Genomic DNA, 19695 nt, shown 5'->3' on the forward strand with positions numbered 1-19695 from the left:
ATCCACTTGCGGGTGAAGGCCCTCGGATGGTGTTGGTTGCACCACCGGGGGCCGCCTCTTTGCGCACATGTGCGCACAGAGCGTAATAGTGCGCTCACGCTACCGCACCGGCGAACACCTCCGTCCCCAACCGGCGGGGGCACATCTTTTCGATCAGACACCCTTCAGAACGCCGACCGTCAGTCCGTGCAGAAGCCCCGGATCGACGTACGGGTCCTTCCGCGTCGGCCGCGACCGCCAGTCCAGCGGCCAGGTGTGCCCGTCCAGCGCGGGCACGCCCACGAAGGCGTCGCACCGCCCGTCCCGCCCCATCAGGTGCGCGCCCGCCGGCCAGGCGTACGCGGCGGCGCTCTTCGGCGGCAGCAGGAAGTACATGTTCCGCTCCCCGACCCGGGACCGCACGATGGGACCGGCCCGGAAGTCGGTGAACTGCATGATCTCGTAAGCCACTTGCTCCCCCAGAAGGCCCATCATCCGTACCGCGTCGAAGTGGACGCCCGTGTGGCGGAGTGTGTGCCCGTACGCGGGAATCCAGTCGGGCACCTGTGCCGGTGAAGTTTTCCGATCCATACGCACAGCGTGGCGGCCGACACCTACAGTGACCAGCCTCACAAGGTGTCTGTGCACTGTCGTGCACTCGGGATGTGGAGCTGTGCATTCCGGTGGACAGGGAACGGGTAACGCGGAGATGTTCGGCGCACTGCTCCGTTTCTTCCGCGAACAGGCCGGGATCTCGCAGGAGTCGCTGGGCGCGAGGATCCGTTTCTCCAAGTCCCAGGTGGCGATGGTGGAGCGCGGGGAGCGCCCGCCGAAGAACGGCTTCGTCCCGGCGGCGGACGCGGCCACGGGTGCACAGGGTGCACTGATCACGGCCGGGGAGAAGCTGAACGTCAACGCACTGCCGCACTGGTTCGCCGAATTCAAGGACGAGGAAGCGGGGGCGGTCGCACGCCATGCGTACGAAACCCATGTGGTGCCGGGGCTCCTCCAGACCGAGCCTTACGCTCGCGCGGTGCTGTCGGGGCAGTACCCGGCCTTCGACGATGACGAGATCGAGGCCAAGCTCCTCCTGCGCCTGGCTCGTCAGAACCTGCTGTCACGGAAGCCGCTCCCCAACATCAGCTTCGTGCTGGAGGCAGCTCCCCTGACACGCCCCATCGGTGGCCCCCACATCCTCCGGGAGCAGTTGCTGCACCTTCGCGAGGTGGCCGGTCTCCGGCACGTGCAGATCCAGGTGATGCCGCCCGGCAGACAGAGCCACCCGGCACTCGACGGCCCCTTCGTGCTGCTGGAAAATGCAGAACGAAGGCAACTCGCCTATGTCGAGGGGCAGGGAGGCGGCTTCTTCATCACCGAACAACCTGCGCTGGGGGACCTGTTCGGCAAGTACGGTCTCCTGCGGGCCCAGGCATACACTCCCGAGGAGTCCCTGACGATGATCGAGAAGATGGCAGAGGAACTATGAGCGGCGACCTCCGCTGGTTCAAGAGCAGCTACAGCGGCAACCAGGGTGGCGACTGCGTAGAGGTGGCCCTCTCCTGGACCAAATCCACCTACAGCGGCAACGAGGGCGGCAACTGCGTCGAGGTCGCAGCCTGCCCCCACACCGTCCACGTCCGCGACTCCAAGGACGTCACCGTCCCCGCCCTCTCCCTCTCCCCCGCCGCCTGGTCGGCCTTCCTCGGTGGCGTGGCCTGCGGTTGAGAATTGCCCCGTGAGTGGTGCGGGCGGGACTGACGGCACTCCCGGGCTCGGCGGTCTCGCCCATCGGGAGCCCTGGGGTGTCAGGGCTCCCGTGGGAGCGGCTGTGCCTGACGTCAGCGTGCGAACTTCTCCCTGGCCGCCGGGGTGACGGGGGTGAAGAAGTTGACGAGGTTGCCGTCGGGGTCGCGGAACAGCAGCGACCGGTTGCCCCAGGGCATCGTGGCGGGCTCATTGACGAAGTCGGTGACGAAGCCGGTCAGGTTCCTGTGGACACGGTCCACGTCGTCGACGAGGAACTCGGTGATCACGCTGTGGTTGTCCGCGGGGCGAGCGGAGCCCGGGGCGAACAGCGGGACGGTACGGGTGCCGGCGATCGCGAGGGTCGCGCCCCCGGTCCTGAGTTCGGCGAAGTCCTCGGTGGCCCACGTCGCCCGCCCCCCTGTGGCTCGCTCGTAGAACTCGACGAGGCGCGTTACGTCGTCGGTGATGATGCGGATCGATACGAAGTCCATGGTGGCTCCTTGGCTGTGCTGGAGGCGTGCACGCCGCAGGCTAGGAGAAATAGTGGACAGAACCGGTCCTGTATCGGCGTTAGGGTGCGGGCATGCCCCGCCCGACCGCCCGTGTGCTGACCCTCCTGGAGCTGCTGCAGTCGGGCGGCACCCGGACCGTGGCCGAGCTCGCCGACCGGCTCGGCGTCGAAGGGCGCACCGTGCGGCGGTATGTGGGACAGCTGATCGACCTGGACGTGCCCGTGGAATCGGTGCGCGGCCGCTACGGCGGGTACCGGCTCGCCCCCGGATACCGGTTGCCTCCGCTCATGCTCAGCGACGACGAGGCACTGGCCGTACTGCTCGGGCTCGTCGCGGGCCGCCGGGCGGGGCTGACGGCGACCGGGCCCACCGCGAGCGAGACGGCATCGGCCAAGATCCGGCGGGTGCTGCCCAAACGCATCGCCCACCGGCTCGACACGCTCCTGGAAGCCCTCGCCTTCACGGACCGGCCCGGCGCCACCGGTCCCCCGGACGCCGAGGTCCTGCTCACCGTCGCCGACGCGGTGCACCACTGCCGGCCGGTCTCGATCCGCTACACCGACCGTGGCGGGCAGCACAGCGAACGCACGCTGCACGCGTACGGGATCGTCGCCCATGCGGACCGGTGGTACGTCACGGGCAAGGACGTCCGGATCGGCGAGGAGCGGACCTTCCGGCTCGACCGCATCGCGGACGCGCGGACCCTGCCCGGCACGTTCGAAGCACCCATGGGGCACGGCCCCGCTCAGCGCGTGCTGTCGGCGTTCGCCACAGCCGGGTACCGGCATGAGGTGACCCTGCGGATCCACGGGACGGCCCGGCAGATCCGCGTCCGCCTCCCCGCCTCCGTGGCAAGCCTGGAGGAGTACGCTCCCGTGGCAGGCGAGGACCCGGAAGCCGAACGCTGGCTGCGCGTCGAGCTGCGGGCGGAGCAACTCGACTGGCTGCCCCCGGTGCTCGCCTCGCTCGGCCGGCCGTTCGTCATCGAGCGCCCCGATGAACTGCGCGACCTCGTCACCGCGTTCGCCGAACGCCTCACGTCCTACGCCCGCCAGGTCTGACCGTGAGGAACCGAAGCCATGAGTGACCACAAACGGGAGGACACGGAAGTGCATCAGGAACACGCCTTCACCGAACGGCTGACGGCAGGACTGACCGTCGCCGTGGCGTCGGGGCTGTCGCTCTTCCTGCTGGCCGGTCCGGCCATGGTCTTCAGTACGACCGGCTGGCAGCTGGCCACCGACAGCGGCGCCACCGCGTTCAGCCGTCTCCTGGTGCCGGTGGTCTGCCTCGCCCTCGTCGTACTGCCGTTCGTCCCGGCCGGCGCGGTGCTCCGAGCCGGCCTGCGCAAGGGCAGGAGGCGGCTGACGGCGGCGGTCCCGGCGGCACTGGCACTGCTCGGCGGGTCCGTGGTGACCTTCGGGATCCTGTGCCTGATCGTCATGTACGCGGACTGACCTCCGCGCACGGCGGGCCGGGAGCTGTCCCGCGTGCCCGGACGGTGAGCACCCGGCGCCCCCGCGCCCGGGGAGCGCGGCCGGCCCGGCACCCATCTGCTGACCGGGGAGGGCCGGGCCGCCCACGCCGAGGACGTCGGTCCGGAGGACGAACCGGCCGTGTACGGCTGCGGGGCGTTCCTCGCGGAACCGTCCCGCACCGCCGCGTACCAGCTGCTCCGAGGGCCGGAACGGCGTACGGCGGTTGTGGCGCGACAGGGCCCGCTTCCGCGACGGGCCTGTCCGCTGATGTCCAGCGCCGTTCCGTACAGACGGTTCACCTTCAGCCTGATGACCACCCGCCGTCCGGCGACCAGCTGTTCCAGGAACGCGTCCTCGTCCTCCGGCCGCGCGGCCCGCGGGACCATCCCGGACATCTCCCGAAGCCCTTGCCCCGGGCCGTTCCCACCGGTGTGCGATAGGTTGCCCGCCATGCCCGAACCCGGTTCCGTCACCTGGCCGCCCGCCCCGATCAGGACCGGACGGCTCGTACTCCGCGCGTCCGAGGCACAGGACCGCGCGGTGTTCATCGAGCTGTTCGCCTCGCCGGAGGTGCACACCCATCTCGGCGGCCCCCGCCCTCGTGACGAACTCGAACGCGCGATGCCCGAGGTACCCGGCCGGCGACCCGGTCTTTTCGTGGTCGCTCTCGACAAAGCGGCGATCGGGACGGTCACACTCGACCGGCGCGACGCGGAGCGTTCGGGCCATGCCCGTCCGGAAGACGAACAGGACGAGGAGGGCGGGAAGGGCGGGGAGACCGGGCTCGGCTACATGTTCCTGCCGCAGGCGTGGGGACGCGGGTACGCCGCCGAAGCCTGCGCGGCGGCACTCGGCTGGTTCGCCGGCGCGTTCCCCGGTGAGCCGGTGGTGCTCCGCACCCGGACCGCCAACAACCGCTCGATGCGCCTCGCGGCGAGGCTGGGGTTCACCGAGGTGGAACGGTACGAGGAGTACGGCGCCGAGCAGTGGCTCGGCGTGTGGACCCCGGACCGGGCCCCGGGGCCGCCCCGGTCTCCTGAGCGGTCCGCTCCGGAAGTACCCCGGGGGTGATCATGCCGTCAGTGCGGCGGGGGGCTGGGGGGCATGGCCTCCATGGGCGGACGTTCCGACAACGCCGCGAGGTGCCGTGGCTGTCGTCGCGCGCCCGCCAGGGATTACGGGACAGCCTTTGGGGCTGTGAGCACAATGGGCGCCGTGACATCGACGATGGACTATCAGCAGGTTCTGGACCATATCGCCGAGGAGATCGCGCGGACGCCCGGCCGGGGGCGGTCCGCCGACTACATCCCGGCGCTCGCCACCCGCGACCCGCGGGCCTTCGGCATGGCCGTCGCCGAGCTGGACGGCACCGTCCACGGGGTGGGCGAGTGGCGTGAGCCTTTCTCCACGCAGTCCATCACCAAGGTCTTCACCCTGGCCCTGGACCTGGCTCATGAGGGTGACGAACTGTGGGAGCACGTGGGCCGTGAGCCTTCCGGCAACCCGTTCAACTCCCTGATCCAGCTGGAGTACGAGAACGGCATCCCGCGCAACCCGTTCATCAACGCCGGTGCCCTGGTCGTCACCGACCGCCTCCACACCCGCACCGGTGACGCGGCAGGCGAGCTCCTGCGGCTGCTGCGTGCCGAGAGCGGGAATCCGGACCTCGATTTCGACCCCGCGGTCGCCGCCTCGGAGGCCACGCACGGCGACCGCAACGCCGCCCTCGGCCACTTCATGGCCTCCTACGGCAACATCGACAACCCTGTCCCGCTCCTGCTCGACCAGTACTTCCGCCAGTGCTCGGTCACGGCCTCCTGCGCCGACCTCGCGCTGGCGGCCACCCTCCTGGCCCGGCACGGCGTACGTGCCGACGGCACCCGGCTGCTGACCCGCAGTCAGGCCAAGCAGGTCAACGCCGTCATGCTGACCTGCGGAACCTACGACGCGGCCGGCGACTTCGCCTACCGCGTCGGCCTGCCCGGCAAGAGCGGGGTGGGCGGCGGCATCATCGCCGTCGTGCCCGGTCGCTGCGCACTGTGCGTGTGGAGCCCCGGCCTGGACGAACGGGGCAACTCCGTCGCCGGAGTGGCGGCGCTGGACCTCTTCACCACGCTCACGGGGCTGTCGGTGTTCTGACCCCGCCAAACCGGCCTCGCCCCCGGTCTCGCCACCGGTCCCGGTCGCGGCCGTTGGAGCGGGCAGGAGGTGTCAGGGCTGCCGGCCCTCGGCCCGGGACCGGGTGGAAGGCGCGGCAGCGGGGGTGGGGGCGGACCCGGCCTCGCGGGCGAGGCGCAGGCGCGGGTTCGTCGCGGTCTCGATGCCGGTCCGCCGGGCGGTCTCGCGCAGCCGGACGGGCTCGGCCACCGCGCCTCCGGCGGCCGGATCGGACGTCGCCCCCATCCGGCCGCCACGACCGCCGGCCCGGCGGACCTCCGCTGCCACAGCACCAAGGGCTGTCCTTCAGCCCGCCGCAGCGAAGGCGTCGACGCCCGTGAGGCCGGCCGACAGCGCCCACAGGCGCGCGGCCTGCTCGGGGTCGGTCGCGTGTGCGTGCACGCCGCCCTCCGTACCCTCACCGGCCGGTTCGGCCACGTCGCAGTCCTCGCAGTACACGCCTCCCATGTCCGCCAGCCGGGGCGAGGTCGCCGCCCACACCTGTGTCGCCGCGCCCTGCGCGGGTGTCTTGAAGGAGGGGTCGGCCAGGTCGCCCTTCTCGTCGATCCAGCCCGCTTCGACCATCTCCGCCTTCGGGAGATGACGCTGCAACGGGGTGAGGATGCTGCCCGGATGCAACGAGAACGCCCGGACACCGACGTCGCGGCCGAGTGCGTCGAGGTGCAGGGCGAACAGGACGTTCGCCGACTTCGACTGCCCGTACGCCTGCCACCTGTCGTAACCGTGCTCGAACCGCACGTCGTCCCAGCGGACTCCGGTGATGCCGTGGGCTCCGGAGGACACGGCGACCACACGCGCGCCACCACGGGCACCGCCGCGGGCGATCGCCGGCCAGAGGCGGTTGACCAGCGCGTAGTGCCCGAGGTGGTTGACGGCGAACTGCGCCTCCCACCCCGGGCCGACCCGCGTCTCGGGGCAGGCCATGATGCCCGCGTTGTTGATCATGATGTCGATCGCGCGGCCCGAGGCCAGGAACCGCTCGGCGAAACCGCGGACGCTTTCCAGGTCGGCCAGGTCGAGTTCCTCGGTCTCGACGCCGTCGATGCCCTCGACCGCCTCCTGAGCCGCCGCCCGCCGCCGGGCGGGGACGACGACGCGGGCCCCGGCCTTCGCCAGGGCGCGCGTGGTCTCCAGGCCGAGCCCCGAGTAACCGCCGGTGACGATCGCGGTGCTGCCGGACAGGTCGATCCCGCTCAGGACGTCGTCCGCGGTGCTCCGGGCGCCGAAGCCCGAGCCGATCTTGTGCTGAGGTGTCGTCATGGCTGAGAAGCTAGGCGCTGGAGAGCACTCCAAGTCAAGGGCGGCCGACGGCCCCCGGCCATCGCGGCTCCGGCCCCGCCCCGCGCCTCGCGGCCCTCGCCCCCCGTCAGGTCAGGTCACGTCACGTCAGGAACCGTCGATCAGTTTCCGTACCTCGGGCGGGAGCGTCGAGCCGGAGTAGGAGACGACGAACACGGCGTCGCCGGGTGAACCGCCCACGGCGATGGCCGTCTTTGGGGGAAGGCCCTTCACCGCGTAGGCGTTTTCCTCGGTTCCCTTCCCTTCGGTCTCCTCCTGGCCGCCGACGTCGTCGCAGGGCGGCTGGAGGACGGTGCCCAGTTCACCGGTGACCGTGAAGTCCACGTTCGCGACGTCCCGGTAGGTCCGCCCCTGGTAGGTGACCTCGAACGCGCAGGACGCCTCCCCCTCGCCGCCGCTGTCGCCGGCGGTGCACCCGGTGCCCGTCACCGCCATGGCCGTCACCAGTAACACGCCCGCGTACCGTCCGTACCGGCTCATGGCCGTCCCCCTCCGACGAATGTGCTGCGAAAGCCGCGCCCGCCACCCCTGGCCCATCCCGGGGCGGGCCGGTCACCCGTCCGGCCGGTCCACCGCGCGCGCCGCCGCATCGGCCTTGAGCGAGGCCGCGATGAGGAGCGCGAGAACCACCGCGTACCCGGCCGCCGGGACGATGAAGGCGACCGGATTTCCCGCGTCGCCCGACGACAGCGCCAGGCCGAGCACCAAGGACGTCGCGCCCGTGGCGTAGGCGGTCAGGAACGTCGCCTTCAGCACAGGAACCGCTGAAGCGTGCCCCGCCTGCCATGCGCCGTCCGAGGACATCGTCGCCCTGGTCCGGATCCCGACCACGGAGTTGCGCTGGATTTTTCCGCCCGCCACCTGGTTCTTCACGTAGTGGATGACGGCGCCCAGTGCCAACAGCCCTACCGCGAAGACCAGTCCTGCGGCCGGATCCATCAGTCGCCCTCCCGGAACGCGGATATCGAGCCCCTCCAGGGGTACCCTCCCCCGTCGACAGGAATCGAACCGCCTTCCGGACGACCGGTACCCGTGACGGCCGGCGTCACCGAAGGGCCGCCCCTCACTACCGCCCGAGGTCTCCTGGCGCGTCCGGGTGGGCCGTCCGCCAGGCCGCCATCGAGAGGTCCCACTCGTCCCCGGACAACGCGGTGAGCGAGGCCGGGAACAGGCCGTCCTCCTCCTTCGAGATATGCCGGTACAGCTCGTCGACCGCCTCGCGCAGCTGTACGACGTCCTCGGCGCGGGCCAGGTCCACGCGGCCGAGGAACGCGGAGAGTTCACGGTGTTCCCGTACCAGCGCGTCGATGTAACCGGCGTACTCCGTGTCGTCGCCCATCACCGCGAAGAGCCCCTCTTCCTCACCCTGCCAGTGGGCCCGCAGCTCCCGCTCCATCCGGGCCACCAGTTCCGCGGCGAGGCCCTGGTCGCCGCGGTCCAGGGCCCGCAGGGCACCGCCCGCCGCGTCGGTGACGGACTCGTGTTCCGCGATGAACTCCTTGATCAGCGGAATCTCGCGGCAGCCGCAGTAGTGGCACATGCGGCCACTCTAGACAGGCGTGCCTCTTGCGCGGGATGCCACGGGAAGCCCGGCCGATTCGCGGTGTCCGGGCTCCCCTCCCGCCGGTGCTCTCAGACGAGGGCGGTGACCAGCAGGGTGAAGGCGGCGACGATGACGGCGACGCGGACGTAGTGGAAGCGGAGCCAGCGGTTCATCTGCTGCCTCCAGTCGGCGGGCCGGTTGCCGGGGGTCCACGTCTTGTTCCGGTTGTTGATCGGGACGAGCAGCAGGACCGACATGACGACGCTGACGATCAGCAGCGCGCCGGCGGTGACGACGAGGCCGGTGCCCTCGTGGTGCCGTCCGGCGACGGCCCAGACGCCGACGAGGACGAGCGAGCCGATGTACCAGACCGGCATCACGGCGCCGAGCATGCGGCCCCCGTGGGCGCCACCGAGCTGGCCGCGGCGGTGCGGGCCGCGACCGCCGCCGCGGACGGTCCCCGCGCGCGGGTCGCCGCCCTCGCGCACGCCTACCTCGGCTTCGCCGCGCGCAACCCGGCGGTCTACGACGCCATCTTCCAGCTCGACGGCGGTCTGGCGTATGCGCGGGAGGACACCCCGGAACCTCTCAAGGACGCCTTCGCCGCACTGCTGGAATGCCTCGGCGAGGTCGCCGGGGACGGCGTCCACCCGGGGCTGTTCACCGAGACGTTCTGGGCGTCCCTGCACGGGCCGGCGACCCTGACCCGGTCGGGACGGCTGCCGCCGGAGCACACCGGGCCGAGGGTGGAACTGCTGGTGGACCGGCTCGCCACGGCCTGACACACCGGGGCTTGTCGCACCAGGCCCGTCACACCACCCCGGCGGTCACGCAGAGGGCGCGGTCCCTCGCGTGACGGGCGGACGGGAAGGCAGGCGGGAAGGCAGGCGGGGAAGCTGTAGTGGGCCGGACGGCCGAGGCCGGTGTGTCCCCGCGGGAAGAACCGGGCGTCGCCCTCGTCCAGGACCTCATGCCCCCGTCCCCGGGGCCGGCCAAGTCCTCTGACGTAGCCCGCACTTACCCGGGAGGTGATCGCCCCGGCCCGTCGCCACCGGCAGATCGCCGGTACCCGCGTCGCCCCGGCGCGGTTACCGGCGCGGGAAAGGAGCGGGCACGCCCGCAGCCACACCGACGACCGCCACCCGCACCGTGGTGGAGAAGCTGCTGGGCCGGATCGGTGAGGGCGGCCCCGCGCGGATCGCCGAGATGTACGCCGAGCGGGTCGACCGGAAGCTGGACCGGCCGAAGGCCGGGCACGGCCGGGCCGCCACCCTGTGGATCCGCGGGTGCCCCGGACCACGCCGTCACCCCAGGCGGTGACCCGGGCCACGCCGTCGCCCTCAGGCGGTGGCGCGGCGCGGGCGAGGCAGCAGTTCGCCCGCGCAGTTGGGGCAGGTTCCGCCCATCCCGTCGGCGCAGGGCCCGCAGAACGTGCACTCGTACGAGCAGATCCGGGCCTCACCGTCCGGCGGCAGAGCGGCCGTTCCGCAGCGCTCGCACCGGTCACGCATCTCCAGGGCCACGGCGGCCTCCCCTCCGTCCGGATGTTCCGGGTGTTCCGGCCCGCACCCTACCGGCCGCCCCGGGCCGGTAGGGCCCTCCCCGGTGCCCCGTTCAGGCGGCCACCGCGACCGCGTCCACCGCCGGGGCCCGCAGCGCCCTGCGGGCGGTCGTGAGGGTGGTGCCGAGGGTGGCCGCGACGGCGACGGCGGCGACGGCCAGCCAGGTGCCCGGCCCTTCACCCGGCAGCACCTGGCCGGTGCGGACCATGGTGAAGGGGATGACACCCGCGACCCCGGCGGCGCTTCCCAGGACCAGCCCGGTCAGGACCAGGATCACCGCCTCGCAGCCGACCGTCCCCAGGACCTGTGCCGGGGTGGCCCCGGCGAGGCGCTGGCGGCCGAACTCGCCCCGGCGGTAGGAGGTCGCGGCGTACAGGCTGTTGACGAGCATCACGCAGGAGAAGACCACGATGACGCCGACGACGACGAGGTTGACGGTCTCCAGGTTCTTGTCGCCGACGGTCTTCGCCTGGCCGGTCGCCGCGATCCAGTCGCTCTCGACGGCCTGTATGTACAGGGTGGCGGTGGCCATGCCGACGAAGACGATCATCGGGGTGAGCACTCCGGAGAGTTCGCCGCCGCGGCTTCGCAGGTTACGGGCGGCCAGGTAGCCCCCGGCCCCGGCGATCCGGTCCAACGGCCCCCGGGACGGCTTCAGCAGACGGCCGAGCGCGGCCGGGGCGAGGACCGCGAGGCCGACGGAGAGCAGGACGGCGCCGTAGGCGGGGAAGGCCATCAGCGTCTGCTCGGTGCCGTCCATCGCATAGGTGGCGAGGACGCCCCCGATCCCGGCGGCCACCGCGGCGGCGCCCGCCAGGGCGCGGGCCCGGTCCCTCCCCCTCGTACGCCCGTCGGCACCGGCCGCCCGGGTGGCACGGCGTACGGCGAGGAACGCGGCACCGGCGGACGCCAGGAGGACGATGCCGAAACCGGAAGCGAGGGCGAGCACGCCGAAGGCGGGCCGTACGTCACCGGCGACCTGGCCGCTGTCCTGGAACAGGCCGAGGAGCAGCCGTCCGCCCAGCACGGCGGGTCCGGTGGCGAGCACGGTGGCGGCCAGGGCCACGGCCGTCGCCTCACCGACGACCATCCGGCCGATCTGTGCGGGGGTGGCGCCGGTGCGGCGCAGCAGGCTCATCTCCTCGGCACGCTGCCGGACGTTGACGGTGAGGGTGGAGGCGATGGCGAAGAAGACCAGCAGCGCGCCGTAGCCGCCGACCACGCTCGCGGAGACGGACAGCGACTCCGAACTGACCGCGTCGACGCCGGGGGCGGCGGCCGTGTCGTGCAGGGAACCGAACGTCATGACGATCAAGGCGCCGAGGAAGGCGGAGAGCAGGGTGGCGAGGAGACGCCCGGGGCGCTGACGCACGGAGCGCACGGCCAGGAAGAACACGGCTCACACCCCCGTCAGCGGTTCGTCGTGCGTCTGCCGCCGCTCGGCCAGGTCCCCGAGGTGGGTCATCCGTTCGGCGACGGCCTCGGCTGTGGGCGCGGGCAGGTGGCCGGCGAGGCGGCCGTCCGCGAGGAACAGCACGGAATCGGCGTGGGCGGCGGCCACCGGGTCGTGGGTGACCATGACCACGGTGCGGCCGTACGTCCGGACGGTGTCCCCGAGCAGGCCCAGCACCTCGCGGGCGCTGCGGGTGTCCAGCGCGCCCGTCGGCTCGTCCGCGAAGATCACGCGCGGCTCGGTGACCAGGGCCCGTGCGATCGCGACACGCTGGCGCTGCCCGCCGGACAGCTCGTCCGGGCGGTGGGTGAGACGCCGGCCCAGGCCCACCTGTGCGAGGACCGCGCGGACGCGTTCCGGGTCGGCGCGGCGGCCGGCGAGCCGCAGCGGCAGCGCGGTGTTCTCCTCGACGGTGAGGGTGGGCAGCAGGTTGTACTGCTGGAAGACGAAACCGATCCGCTCCCGCCGGAACTTCGTGCGTTCCGCCTCACTGCCGCCGTTCATCTCCTCACCGTCCACCAGGACGTGCCCCCGGTCGGGACGGTCCAGTCCGGCCGCGCACTGGAGCAGTGTCGACTTCCCCGAACCGGAGGGCCCCATGACGGCGGTGAACGTCCCCGCCGCCAGACTCAGCGTCACCCCGTCCAGAGCGGTGACCGCTCCGTCCCCGGCGCCGTACGCCTTGCTCACCGACACCAGCCGCAGGGCCTCCGCCGCCCGCCGCCTGGGTGCTCTTCGCCGTTCCGGCATGACCGTCACCTTCCGCTCGCCCGCATCCGTCCACACACGTCGGGCGCCCTCGCGCCGTCGTACCCGACGCTACGGAGAGCCACAGGCGGGCACACGGGGCGTACGCACCGGACCGCGGGGTGGTGCTGGGTACACCGCCGGGGTGCCCGGCTCCCGGGGGCGGCTCACCTGTGGGGCGTTCACCGGCGGGACGCTCGTCGTCGGGGCGTTCACCGGTGGGGTGCTGACCGGAGGGGTGTTCACCGGAGGGACGCTCGTCGTCGAGGCGTTCACCGGTGGGGTGTTGACCGGAGGGGTGTTCACCGGCTGGCTCCCGCGCGGTAAAATACGCCTGGGGGTATACGGGCGAGCGGAGGAACGATGCAACTCGACATGGCGGCCGACGAGCTGAAGTCGGTGCTGAACCGACTGCGCCGCGCTCAGGGGCAGATCGCCGGGGTCATCAAGATGATCGAGGAGGGCCGGGACTGCGAAGACGTCGTCACCCAGCTGTCCGCCGCGTCCCGGGCGCTGGACCGGGCCGGTTTCTCGATCATCGCCACCGGACTCGAACAGTGCATGGCCCAGGAGGGCCAGACACCGGCCGACAAGGAACAGATGCGCGCCCGCCTGGAGAAACTGTTCCTCTCCCTCGCGTGAACCCTGACGCGATCCCTCGCGTGACCCCTGACGCGATCCCTGGTACGAGCCCCGGCCCGAAGGGCGACCGGCACCGGCCGGGACCCGGGGGCCGGGCGGGCGAGGGGCGGGCGGTCAGGAGGTTCTGACCGTGATGGCGCCGTTGCTGGTCTTCAGGCCCAGCCGGTACCTGCCCGCCGGGTCGCTGGTGACGCCGATGTCCTCCCCGCCGTTGTTCGAGTCGGCGGCCACCTGGTAGCTGCCGGGCGGCACGGTCAGGGTGATGTCCCCGTTGGACGTGGTGGCCCGTACGTTCTGCGGGGTGGCGGGGGTGAGGTCGATCGCGCCGTTGGAGGTCTGCGCCTGGATCTCGCCGCCCTTGATGTCCCGTCCGGTGATCCGGCCGTTCGACGTCCGTACGTCCACCGCGCCCGAGACGCCCTCCATCTCGATCCGTCCCGAGCTCGTGGCCACCTTCACCGCGCCTACCCCGGCCAGATGGACCGCTCCGCTCGACACCTGCCCGCTGACCGCGATCCCGGCGGGTACGTCCACGGTGTAGTTGACCGAGCAACGGCTGTCGCCGTCACAGCCCTTGAGGACGAGGACACCGCCCTCGATCCGGTGCGTGGGGTCCTCGGGACGGTCGCCCCAGTACTCCAGCTTGCGGTGCAGGGACAGCTTCCCGCCGCCCTCGGTGCCGTTCAGGGTGACGCCGCCCGACCCGTTCTCCAGCCGCACCGAGGTGATCTTCCCGGAGAGCGTGCTCTCGTCCTCGTACGTCTGGCCCTGCACCATCCCGCAGGCGCTCAGTCCGCCGGCCGCGAGACCGGCCACCGCGAAGATGCCCAGGCCGCGAAGTAACTCACGCATGAATGTGTCCCCAGTTCAGGAAGGTCGCCCGAGCGGCCCGGGTCCCGCGGCCGGCTCGGTCCAGCGTTCACCGAAGCTATCGGCCGCCCGAAGCGGGGACCATGGGGCAAACCCCCGCATCCTCCCGGGGGATCGCCGCCACCGGGCACGGCCGGAGGCCGTCGGTGCAGGTACGTGAAAAGCGGTTGTGCCGGGGGCCCGCCGTCGCGGAGCATCCCTCCGTGACGACGACAGACACGGACCCGACCGCCGCCGCCTCCCCCCGCCCGCTCGCACTGATCACCGGCGTGGGCCGCACGGTGGGTATCGGCGCCGGGATCGCCCGCCGGCTGGCCGCGTCCGGCTGGAACATCGCGTTCACCTACTGGACCCCGTACGACCGGCGCATGGACTGGGGGATCGAGCAGGGCGCGGCCGAGGCCATCACCGAGGAGCTCACCCGGCTCGGGGCCGCCACCGCCGCCATCGAAGCGGACCTCTGTGACCCGGACGCCGCCGGACGCGTCCACGACGAGACCGAACTCCGTCTGGGTCCGGTGACCGCGCTGGTGATGTGCCACTGCGAGTCGGTGGACTCCGGGCTGCTCGACACCTCGCTGGAGAGCTTCGACCGGCACTTCGCGGTGAACACCCGCGCCTCCTGGCTGCTGGTCCGCGAGTTCGGGCTGCGTTTCCGCGCCGCCCCCGGCACCGGCCGCATCGTCGCCCTGACCAGCGACCACACCGTCGGCAATCTGCCCTACGGCGCGAGCAAGGGCGCGCTGGACCGCATCGTCCTCGCGGCGGCCCATGAGCTGGCCCACCTCAAGGTGACGGCGAACGTCGTCAACCCCGGCCCCGTCGACACCGGCTGGATGACCCCTGACACCAGACGGGACCTGGCCGCCGCCACCCCGCTCGGCCGCCTCGGCACCCCCGAGGACACCGCCCACCTGGTGGACTTCCTGTGCTCCCCCGCGGGCGCCTGGGTCAACGGCCAGCTGCTGAACAGCAACGGCGGACTGGGCTGAAGCCGCCACCGGCCTCCCCCGGCCGGAAAAGCGTCCCGGGCCGGGAGGACGGGCGTGCCCGCCGCCCCCGGGCGCAGCCCACGGACACCGCCGGCCGCCGCCGGGGGTGTGCGACTTTCGTCGCGGCCCGTCGCGACGAAGGGCCACAGCGACCGTCCGACGGCACCGCCTAGCGTGCTCGTGTGACCCGTACCGAAACCATGCTCCCCACCGCACCGGTGCGGGCCCTCCTCGCCCCGGAGATGTGGCCGGCCCGGCGCGTCGTGGGCGAATCGCTGCTCGGCCCGGTGCTGGCGCTGCTCGCCCTGGGCGGAGGGCTGCTCGACGGCGACCACCCCGCCGAGGCCGTCGCCGTCGCTCTGGCCACCGCCCTGGTGGCACCGTTGCGCCGGGTGCTCCCGGCGACCGTGCTGGTGGTGGCCGCCGCGGGGTCCGTCGTGTACGGCGGGGCAGGGCCGCTGATCCTCGTCGCCGCCTGGTCGGCCGGCCGGCGGATCGACGGCCTCGGCAAGGCGGCCGGGGTCTTCACCGCCGCCTACGGCCTCGCCTTCACCCTCTCCGTCCTGTGGGAACTCCCCCACTTCTCCCCGTCGTTGCTGCTCCTCACCGGGCTGCTCCTGCTGGTCTCGGTGATCGTCCCCGGTCTCGCGGGACGCTACTGGTCACAGCGCCGGACGCTCGCCGACACCCTCGACGAGTACCACGCCCAGCTCCTGCGCGAACGGACGATGCTCGTCCAGCACGCCCGGATACGGGAACGCCAGCGCATCGCCCAGGACATGCACGACAGCCTCGGCCACCAGCTCGCCCTGATCGCGGTGCACACCGGCGCCCTGGAGGTGGACCGCACCCTCACCGGCCGGCAGCGCGAGGCCGTCGGCGTGCTGAGGGAGGCGTCGGTGGCCGCGATGCACGAACTGCGTGACGTCGTCGGCCTGTTGCGCGACGGAGTCGAACGTTCCGGCGCCGATGACCCGGGCACGGGCCCGGCCGGCGGTCTGTACGGCGAAGACCCCGGGGCACTGGGGCGCGGTGTGGCGGGCATCGGGAACCTGGTGGAGACGTCCCGGAAGGCGGGCACCACCGTCGAGTCGGTGTGCTCCGGTGACGTACGCCCGCTCGCCCCCACCGCCGACCACGCCGCCTACCGCGTGGTCCAGGAGGGCCTGACCAACGCCCACAAGCACGCGCCCGGGGCCGCGATCACCGTCGCCCTGCGCTACGAACCGGACTCGCTGGTCGTGGAGGTCGCCAACGGGCCCACGGCCGGGCCCCCGGCGCTCGGGACGGCCGGCGGACACCAGGGCCTGGCCGGGCTGGGCGAACGGGCCAGGCTCGTCGGCGGCATGGTGCACGCGGGCCCCACCGGGGACGGCGGCTTCCGGCTGGCCTGCGTACTGCCCTACACCCTGCCGGGCGGCGGCTTCCCGCCCCCGGCCGACAGGCAGGACCTGGACGCCCCGCACAGCGGCCCCTTCGCACCGACGACGTTCGTCGCACCCACGGACGACTTCCGGGCGCAGAGCCCGGCGGGCTCCCCGGGCGAGAGTGATCCGGTCATCAACCGGAACGTTCTCCCCAAGGAGTTGGCGAAGGCCATGAGCAGGAACAGGACGAGGAACGGCATAGCCGTCGGCTGCGGAGTGGCGGCCCTGGCCGGCCTGCTGCTGGTCACCGCGGTGGTGGTCGGCGGGATCTTCCTCATGCGGGAGGCGGACGAGGCGATGATCGAGCCCGCGCAGTACGAGGCCGTGACGGTCGGTCAGCCGGAGAAGGAGGTACGGGACCGGCTGCCCGGCGGGGACTCCTTCCTGAACAACGAGGTGGACGGCGAGGGCGCGCCGCCCGTGCCCGCGGGAGCCGAGTGCCTCACCCTCCTGTCCACGGAGTTCGGCAGCAGCTGGACCGCCGAGCCCGTGTACCGGTTCTGCTTCAAGGACGGCAGGCTGATCGAGAAGAAGTCCTTCGAGACAGCGAGTTGAGAAGCCGGCGGGGCGAGGAGGCGGCGGGGCGGGGACGTGTTCCCGAAGCGGCGCCGGCCCGGTGTGACGCGGCGTACGGAACGGACGGGACGCGGCACACGGGCGGGACGCGGCGCACGGGTGTGCGAAGGCATCGGGGATGATGGCCCGATGACCGCGGGCAGGGCCGCCCCGGAGCGGCCCGGGGCCACACGAAACCGCACGGGAGAGTCGTGATCAGGGTTCTTGTGACGGACGACGAGCCGCTCATCCGGGCGGGCATCAGGATGATCCTCTCCTCGGCGGACGACATCGACGTCGTCGCCGAGGCGGCGAACGGGCGTGAGGCCGTCGAACTCGCCCGTTCCCAGCACGTCGACGTGGCACTGCTCGACATCCAGATGCCGGTCATGGACGGGCTGACCGCCCTGGCCGAACTGCGCCGGACCGCGCCCGGGGTCCGGGTGCTGATCCTGACCACGTTCGGGGAGCAGCAGAACGTGCTGCGTGCCCTGACCGGCGGCAGCGCGGGCTTCCTGCTGAAGGACTCCGCCCCCGCGGAACTGATGGGCGCCGTACGGGCGGCGGCGGCCGGGCAGGCGTACCTGTCGCCCGGCGCCACCCGGCACGTGGTGGACTCGCTGGCCTCCGGAGGAGGCGCCGCGCACCGCGCCGAACAGGCCCGCCGCCGGGTGGAGAAGCTGACGGACCGCGAGCGTGACGTCCTGGCGCTGCTGGGCGAGGGGCTTTCCAACGCGGACGCCGGCCGGAGGATCCACATGAGCGAAGCGACGGTCAAGACGTATGTGAGCCGCATCCTCGCCAAGCTGGAATGCGAGAACCGGGTACAGGCCGCGCTCCTGGCACGCGACGCCGGCCTCGGAGCCTGACACCCGGCCGGTCCGGCCCGGTCACGGGGCCCGCCGCACCGGCCGCACCACCCTCAGCGCTCCGGGAACGGCTCCCCGCAGGCGCTGCAGAACCTCGGCGCACGGTCGGCGGACAGCCGGCCGCACTCCGGGCAGACCAGGTCCAGCATGCAGGGCGCTTCCCCGCCCTCGTACGCCGTGGGAGGAACCGCCACGGCGGGAGGAGCCGTCGCCGCCGGGGGCGTCACCGCCCGAGGGGCCGTCGCCGCGGCCGGGGCGGACGGCTTGATCATGAGTCCCGGCCGGCGGCGGTGCACCGTGAGGTACGCCAGCCCGTCCTCCCCCGCCTCCAGCGCCCGGCGCGAGGTCCTGGGCAGCCAGAGGACGGTCGTCGGGGAGAGGTCCAGCGTGCCGGTGCCCTGCGTACGCAGGATGCCGCCGCCCGAGAGGACGACCAGGAGCACGTCCAGGGCGTCCTCCTGGTGCTCCCCCACCCCGGCGCCCGGAGGAAGCCGCACGAGATTGGCGTCCAGCTCCCGCCCCTGTTCGGCGAGATGCCACAGAGCGCCCCGCTCGTCGGGGGCGGCGGAGGCGAGCAGTTCGTCCAGCACGGCAAGCACCAGGGGAGTCGCATTCACGGCGACCAGGCTACGCCGCCCCCACCGGCGGGACACGGACCGGGAAGCGGCGGGAACCGGCGGAACACAGGCTGGCGGCCGGCGGCCCGACTCCCTTTTCGGCCAGGGGCTTTCGAGCCGGAAACGGCTGCGTCGAACACGTGATCACCGTACGGTGCCCGCATGACCCCGATGACGCCGCCGGACTGCCGGGGGAGGCCGTCCGGGGCGCGGCCGGCCTGGCGAGCGCGGTGGTGCTGTGGGCGTCGGCGTACCACCTGGCCGTCAGGGGCTGAGACCCCGGCCCGGCGCCGGGCGCCGCCCCTGCCGGTCCGGGGGCCCCACTGCGTAGGGTGGGAGGGAACGACAGTCCGTCGCATCCCCACCGGAACAAGGAGCAGCTGTGAACGAGCCGGCGCCCATCACCGTGCAGCAGGAGATCGCCCGGCAGCTTCTGGTCGCCGATTCCTTCGACGCCGAGAAGGAGATCGAACGCCGGGTGGCCTTCCTCACCGAGCGGCTGACCACCACCGGCCTGCGCTCCCTGGTGCTCGGCATCAGCGGCGGCGTCGACTCCACCACCGCGGGCCGGCTGTGCCAGCTCGCCGTCGAGCGGGCCCGGGAGGCCGGGCACGAGGCGCGCTTCTACGCCATGCGGCTGCCCTACGGCGTCCAGGCCGACGAGCACGACGCCCAGCGGGCCCTGTCCTTCATCCGGCCCGACCAGGTGCTGACCGTCGACGTCAAGCCCGCGAGCGACGCCATGCTGCAAGCCGTGGTGGACGGTGACGTCACCTTCCGCGACCCCCACCACCAGGACTTCCTGCTCGGCAACATCAAGGCGCGCCAGCGCATGATCGCCCAGTACGCGGTGGCCGGGGCACACGACGGGCTGGTCGTCGGAACCGACCACGCCGCCGAGGCGGTCTCCGGCTTCTTCACCAAGTTCGGTGACGGTGCCGCCGACCTCGTCCCGCTGACCGGTCTGAACAAGCGCCGGGTGCGTGCCGTCGCGGACGCGCTGGGCGCCCCCGCCGAGCTGGTCGGCAAGGTCCCCACCGCCGACCTGGAGACCCTCGACCCGGGCAAGACCGACGAGCAGGCGCTCGGCGTCAGCTACGACACCATCGACGACTTCCTGGAGGGCAAGCCGGTGGACCGGCACGACTTCGACACGATCGTCGACCGCTACCGCCGCACCGAGCACAAGCGCCAGCTGCCCATCGCCCCCTGACCCCCCGCACCCG

The 19695-nt window shown here is 72.5% G+C and carries 25 protein-coding genes and 3 pseudogenes; 14 read left to right on the top strand and 14 right to left on the bottom strand.

The window, feature by feature from the left end; translation table 11 throughout:
• Positions 1-153 precede the first annotated feature (153 nt).
• Positions 154-570 (bottom strand): hypothetical protein, encoded by a 417-nt coding sequence (locus CP967_RS14385; protein WP_150488373.1) that lies wholly within the window; start codon positions 568-570, stop codon positions 154-156.
• Between the two features lie 82 nt (positions 571-652).
• Here CP967_RS14385 and CP967_RS14390 point away from each other — a divergent pair, with 82 nt between their 5' ends.
• Positions 653-1465 (top strand): helix-turn-helix domain-containing protein, encoded by an 813-nt coding sequence (locus tag CP967_RS14390; protein ID WP_373300431.1) that lies wholly within the window; start codon positions 653-655, stop codon positions 1463-1465.
• Positions 1462-1704, top strand: a complete 243-nt coding sequence (locus tag CP967_RS14395; protein WP_150488374.1) for a DUF397 domain-containing protein — start codon at positions 1462-1464, stop codon at positions 1702-1704. Before CP967_RS14390 ends, CP967_RS14395 begins: the two co-directional genes overlap by 4 nt.
• Before the next feature lie 113 nt (positions 1705-1817).
• On the opposite strand, the gene CP967_RS14400 is transcribed toward CP967_RS14395, so the two are convergent.
• Positions 1818-2216, bottom strand: coding sequence for a VOC family protein (locus CP967_RS14400; RefSeq protein WP_150488375.1), 399 nt, complete (start codon positions 2214-2216; stop codon positions 1818-1820).
• 92 nt (positions 2217-2308) lie between these two features.
• Between CP967_RS14400 and CP967_RS14405 the strand changes: the two genes are divergently transcribed.
• Both CP967_RS14405 and CP967_RS33995 read left to right on the top strand, forming a co-directional pair.
• Positions 2309-3298 carry a helix-turn-helix transcriptional regulator gene (locus CP967_RS14405; protein WP_150488376.1) on the top strand — a complete coding sequence of 330 codons (990 nt, stop codon included), beginning with the start codon at positions 2309-2311 and terminating at the stop codon, positions 3296-3298.
• An 18-nt stretch (positions 3299-3316) separates the two neighbouring features.
• Positions 3317-3694 (top strand): hypothetical protein, encoded by a 378-nt coding sequence (locus CP967_RS33995; protein WP_167535283.1) that lies wholly within the window; start codon positions 3317-3319, stop codon positions 3692-3694.
• 281 nt (positions 3695-3975) lie between these two features.
• Here CP967_RS33995 and CP967_RS34620 read toward each other — a convergent pair.
• A pseudogene (locus CP967_RS34620) lies at positions 3976-4116 on the bottom strand (PPOX class F420-dependent oxidoreductase); the annotation flags it as partial.
• Positions 4117-4165: 49 nt separating this feature from the next.
• Between CP967_RS34620 and CP967_RS14415 the strand changes: the two are divergent.
• Positions 4166-4786, top strand: a complete 621-nt coding sequence (locus CP967_RS14415) for a GNAT family N-acetyltransferase (protein WP_150488377.1) — start codon at positions 4166-4168, stop codon at positions 4784-4786.
• A gap of 135 nt (positions 4787-4921) precedes the next feature.
• Positions 4922-5854 (top strand): glutaminase, encoded by a 933-nt coding sequence (locus CP967_RS14420; protein WP_150491842.1) that lies wholly within the window; start codon positions 4922-4924, stop codon positions 5852-5854.
• A gap of 72 nt (positions 5855-5926) precedes the next feature.
• On the opposite strand, the gene CP967_RS14425 is transcribed toward CP967_RS14420, so the two are convergent.
• The 6 genes and pseudogenes from CP967_RS14425 to CP967_RS14450 form a co-directional block, all read right to left on the bottom strand.
• The gene (locus CP967_RS14425) at positions 5927-6160 is read right to left on the bottom strand and encodes a hypothetical protein (protein WP_150488378.1); all 234 of its coding nucleotides are present in this window, start codon (positions 6158-6160) and stop codon (positions 5927-5929) included.
• 18 nt (positions 6161-6178) lie between these two features.
• Entirely contained in the window at positions 6179-7153 is a 975-nt protein-coding gene (locus CP967_RS14430; RefSeq protein ID WP_150488379.1) for an SDR family NAD(P)-dependent oxidoreductase, read from the bottom strand.
• Between the two features lie 126 nt (positions 7154-7279).
• Entirely contained in the window at positions 7280-7672 is a 393-nt protein-coding gene (locus CP967_RS14435) for a DUF6281 family protein (RefSeq protein ID WP_229888541.1), read from the bottom strand.
• Positions 7673-7744: 72 nt separating this feature from the next.
• Positions 7745-8131 (bottom strand): SdpI family protein, encoded by a 387-nt coding sequence (locus CP967_RS14440; protein WP_150488380.1) that lies wholly within the window; start codon positions 8129-8131, stop codon positions 7745-7747.
• 127 nt (positions 8132-8258) lie between these two features.
• The gene (locus CP967_RS14445) at positions 8259-8732 is read right to left on the bottom strand and encodes a hemerythrin domain-containing protein (RefSeq protein WP_150488381.1); all 474 of its coding nucleotides are present in this window, start codon (positions 8730-8732) and stop codon (positions 8259-8261) included.
• 92 nt (positions 8733-8824) lie between these two features.
• A pseudogene (locus CP967_RS14450) lies at positions 8825-9169 on the bottom strand (anthrone oxygenase family protein); the annotation flags it as partial.
• Between CP967_RS14450 and CP967_RS14455 the strand changes: the two are divergent.
• Both CP967_RS14455 and CP967_RS14460 read left to right on the top strand, forming a co-directional pair.
• Positions 9140-9517: pseudogene (locus tag CP967_RS14455) on the top strand (TetR-like C-terminal domain-containing protein); the annotation flags it as partial. The pseudogenes CP967_RS14450 and CP967_RS14455 sit on opposite strands and share 30 nt — an antisense overlap.
• 367 nt (positions 9518-9884) lie before the next feature.
• Positions 9885-10055 carry a hypothetical protein gene (locus CP967_RS14460; protein ID WP_373300430.1) on the top strand — a complete coding sequence of 57 codons (171 nt, stop codon included), beginning with the start codon at positions 9885-9887 and terminating at the stop codon, positions 10053-10055.
• Positions 10056-10075: 20 nt separating this feature from the next.
• On the opposite strand, the gene CP967_RS14465 is transcribed toward CP967_RS14460, so the two are convergent.
• The 3 genes from CP967_RS14465 to CP967_RS14475 all read right to left on the bottom strand — a co-directional run bounded on the left by CP967_RS14465 (position 10076) and on the right by CP967_RS14475 (position 12500).
• A complete protein-coding gene (locus CP967_RS14465) occupies positions 10076-10258 on the bottom strand; it encodes a DUF1272 domain-containing protein (RefSeq protein ID WP_190175176.1) in 183 nt (60 codons plus the stop codon).
• Positions 10259-10349: 91 nt separating this feature from the next.
• A complete protein-coding gene (locus CP967_RS14470; protein ID WP_150488383.1) occupies positions 10350-11693 on the bottom strand; it encodes an FtsX-like permease family protein in 1344 nt (447 codons plus the stop codon).
• A gap of 3 nt (positions 11694-11696) precedes the next feature.
• On the bottom strand, positions 11697-12500 hold the full coding sequence (locus CP967_RS14475) for an ABC transporter ATP-binding protein (RefSeq protein ID WP_150488384.1): 804 nt from the start codon (positions 12498-12500) through the stop codon (positions 11697-11699).
• Positions 12501-12860: 360 nt separating this feature from the next.
• Between CP967_RS14475 and CP967_RS14485 the strand changes: the two genes are divergently transcribed.
• Positions 12861-13139: a metal-sensitive transcriptional regulator gene (locus tag CP967_RS14485; protein WP_150488386.1), complete on the top strand. Its 279-nt coding sequence runs from the start codon at positions 12861-12863 to the stop codon at positions 13137-13139.
• A gap of 114 nt (positions 13140-13253) precedes the next feature.
• On the opposite strand, the gene CP967_RS14490 is transcribed toward CP967_RS14485, so the two are convergent.
• Entirely contained in the window at positions 13254-13991 is a 738-nt protein-coding gene (locus CP967_RS14490; RefSeq protein WP_150488387.1) for a DUF4097 family beta strand repeat-containing protein, read from the bottom strand.
• A gap of 221 nt (positions 13992-14212) precedes the next feature.
• Here CP967_RS14490 and CP967_RS14495 point away from each other — a divergent pair, with 221 nt between their 5' ends.
• The 3 genes from CP967_RS14495 (at position 14213) to CP967_RS14505 (ending at position 17852) form a co-directional block, all read left to right on the top strand.
• On the top strand, positions 14213-15001 hold the full coding sequence (locus CP967_RS14495; protein WP_229888540.1) for an SDR family oxidoreductase: 789 nt from the start codon (positions 14213-14215) through the stop codon (positions 14999-15001).
• Between the two features lie 242 nt (positions 15002-15243).
• Positions 15244-16983, top strand: coding sequence for a sensor histidine kinase (locus tag CP967_RS14500; RefSeq protein WP_150491845.1), 1740 nt, complete (start codon positions 15244-15246; stop codon positions 16981-16983).
• A gap of 212 nt (positions 16984-17195) precedes the next feature.
• Positions 17196-17852, top strand: a complete 657-nt coding sequence (locus tag CP967_RS14505) for a response regulator (protein WP_150488389.1) — start codon at positions 17196-17198, stop codon at positions 17850-17852.
• 53 nt (positions 17853-17905) lie between these two features.
• Here the strand turns inward: CP967_RS14505 and CP967_RS14510 are convergent, their stop codons facing one another.
• Positions 17906-18469 (bottom strand): zinc ribbon domain-containing protein, encoded by a 564-nt coding sequence (locus CP967_RS14510; RefSeq protein ID WP_150488390.1) that lies wholly within the window; start codon positions 18467-18469, stop codon positions 17906-17908.
• A gap of 140 nt (positions 18470-18609) precedes the next feature.
• Between CP967_RS14510 and CP967_RS35115 the strand changes: the two genes are divergently transcribed.
• Both CP967_RS35115 and nadE read left to right on the top strand, forming a co-directional pair.
• Entirely contained in the window at positions 18610-18744 is a 135-nt protein-coding gene (locus tag CP967_RS35115) for a hypothetical protein (RefSeq protein ID WP_268253045.1), read from the top strand.
• 107 nt (positions 18745-18851) lie between these two features.
• On the top strand, positions 18852-19682 hold the full coding sequence (nadE, locus tag CP967_RS14515) for an ammonia-dependent NAD(+) synthetase (protein WP_150488391.1): 831 nt from the start codon (positions 18852-18854) through the stop codon (positions 19680-19682).
• Positions 19683-19695: the final 13 nt, after the last annotated feature.

This window comes from Streptomyces nitrosporeus (assembly GCF_008704555.1).
In the GTDB taxonomy this organism is placed as follows: Bacteria; Actinomycetota; Actinomycetes; order Streptomycetales; family Streptomycetaceae; genus Streptomyces; species Streptomyces nitrosporeus.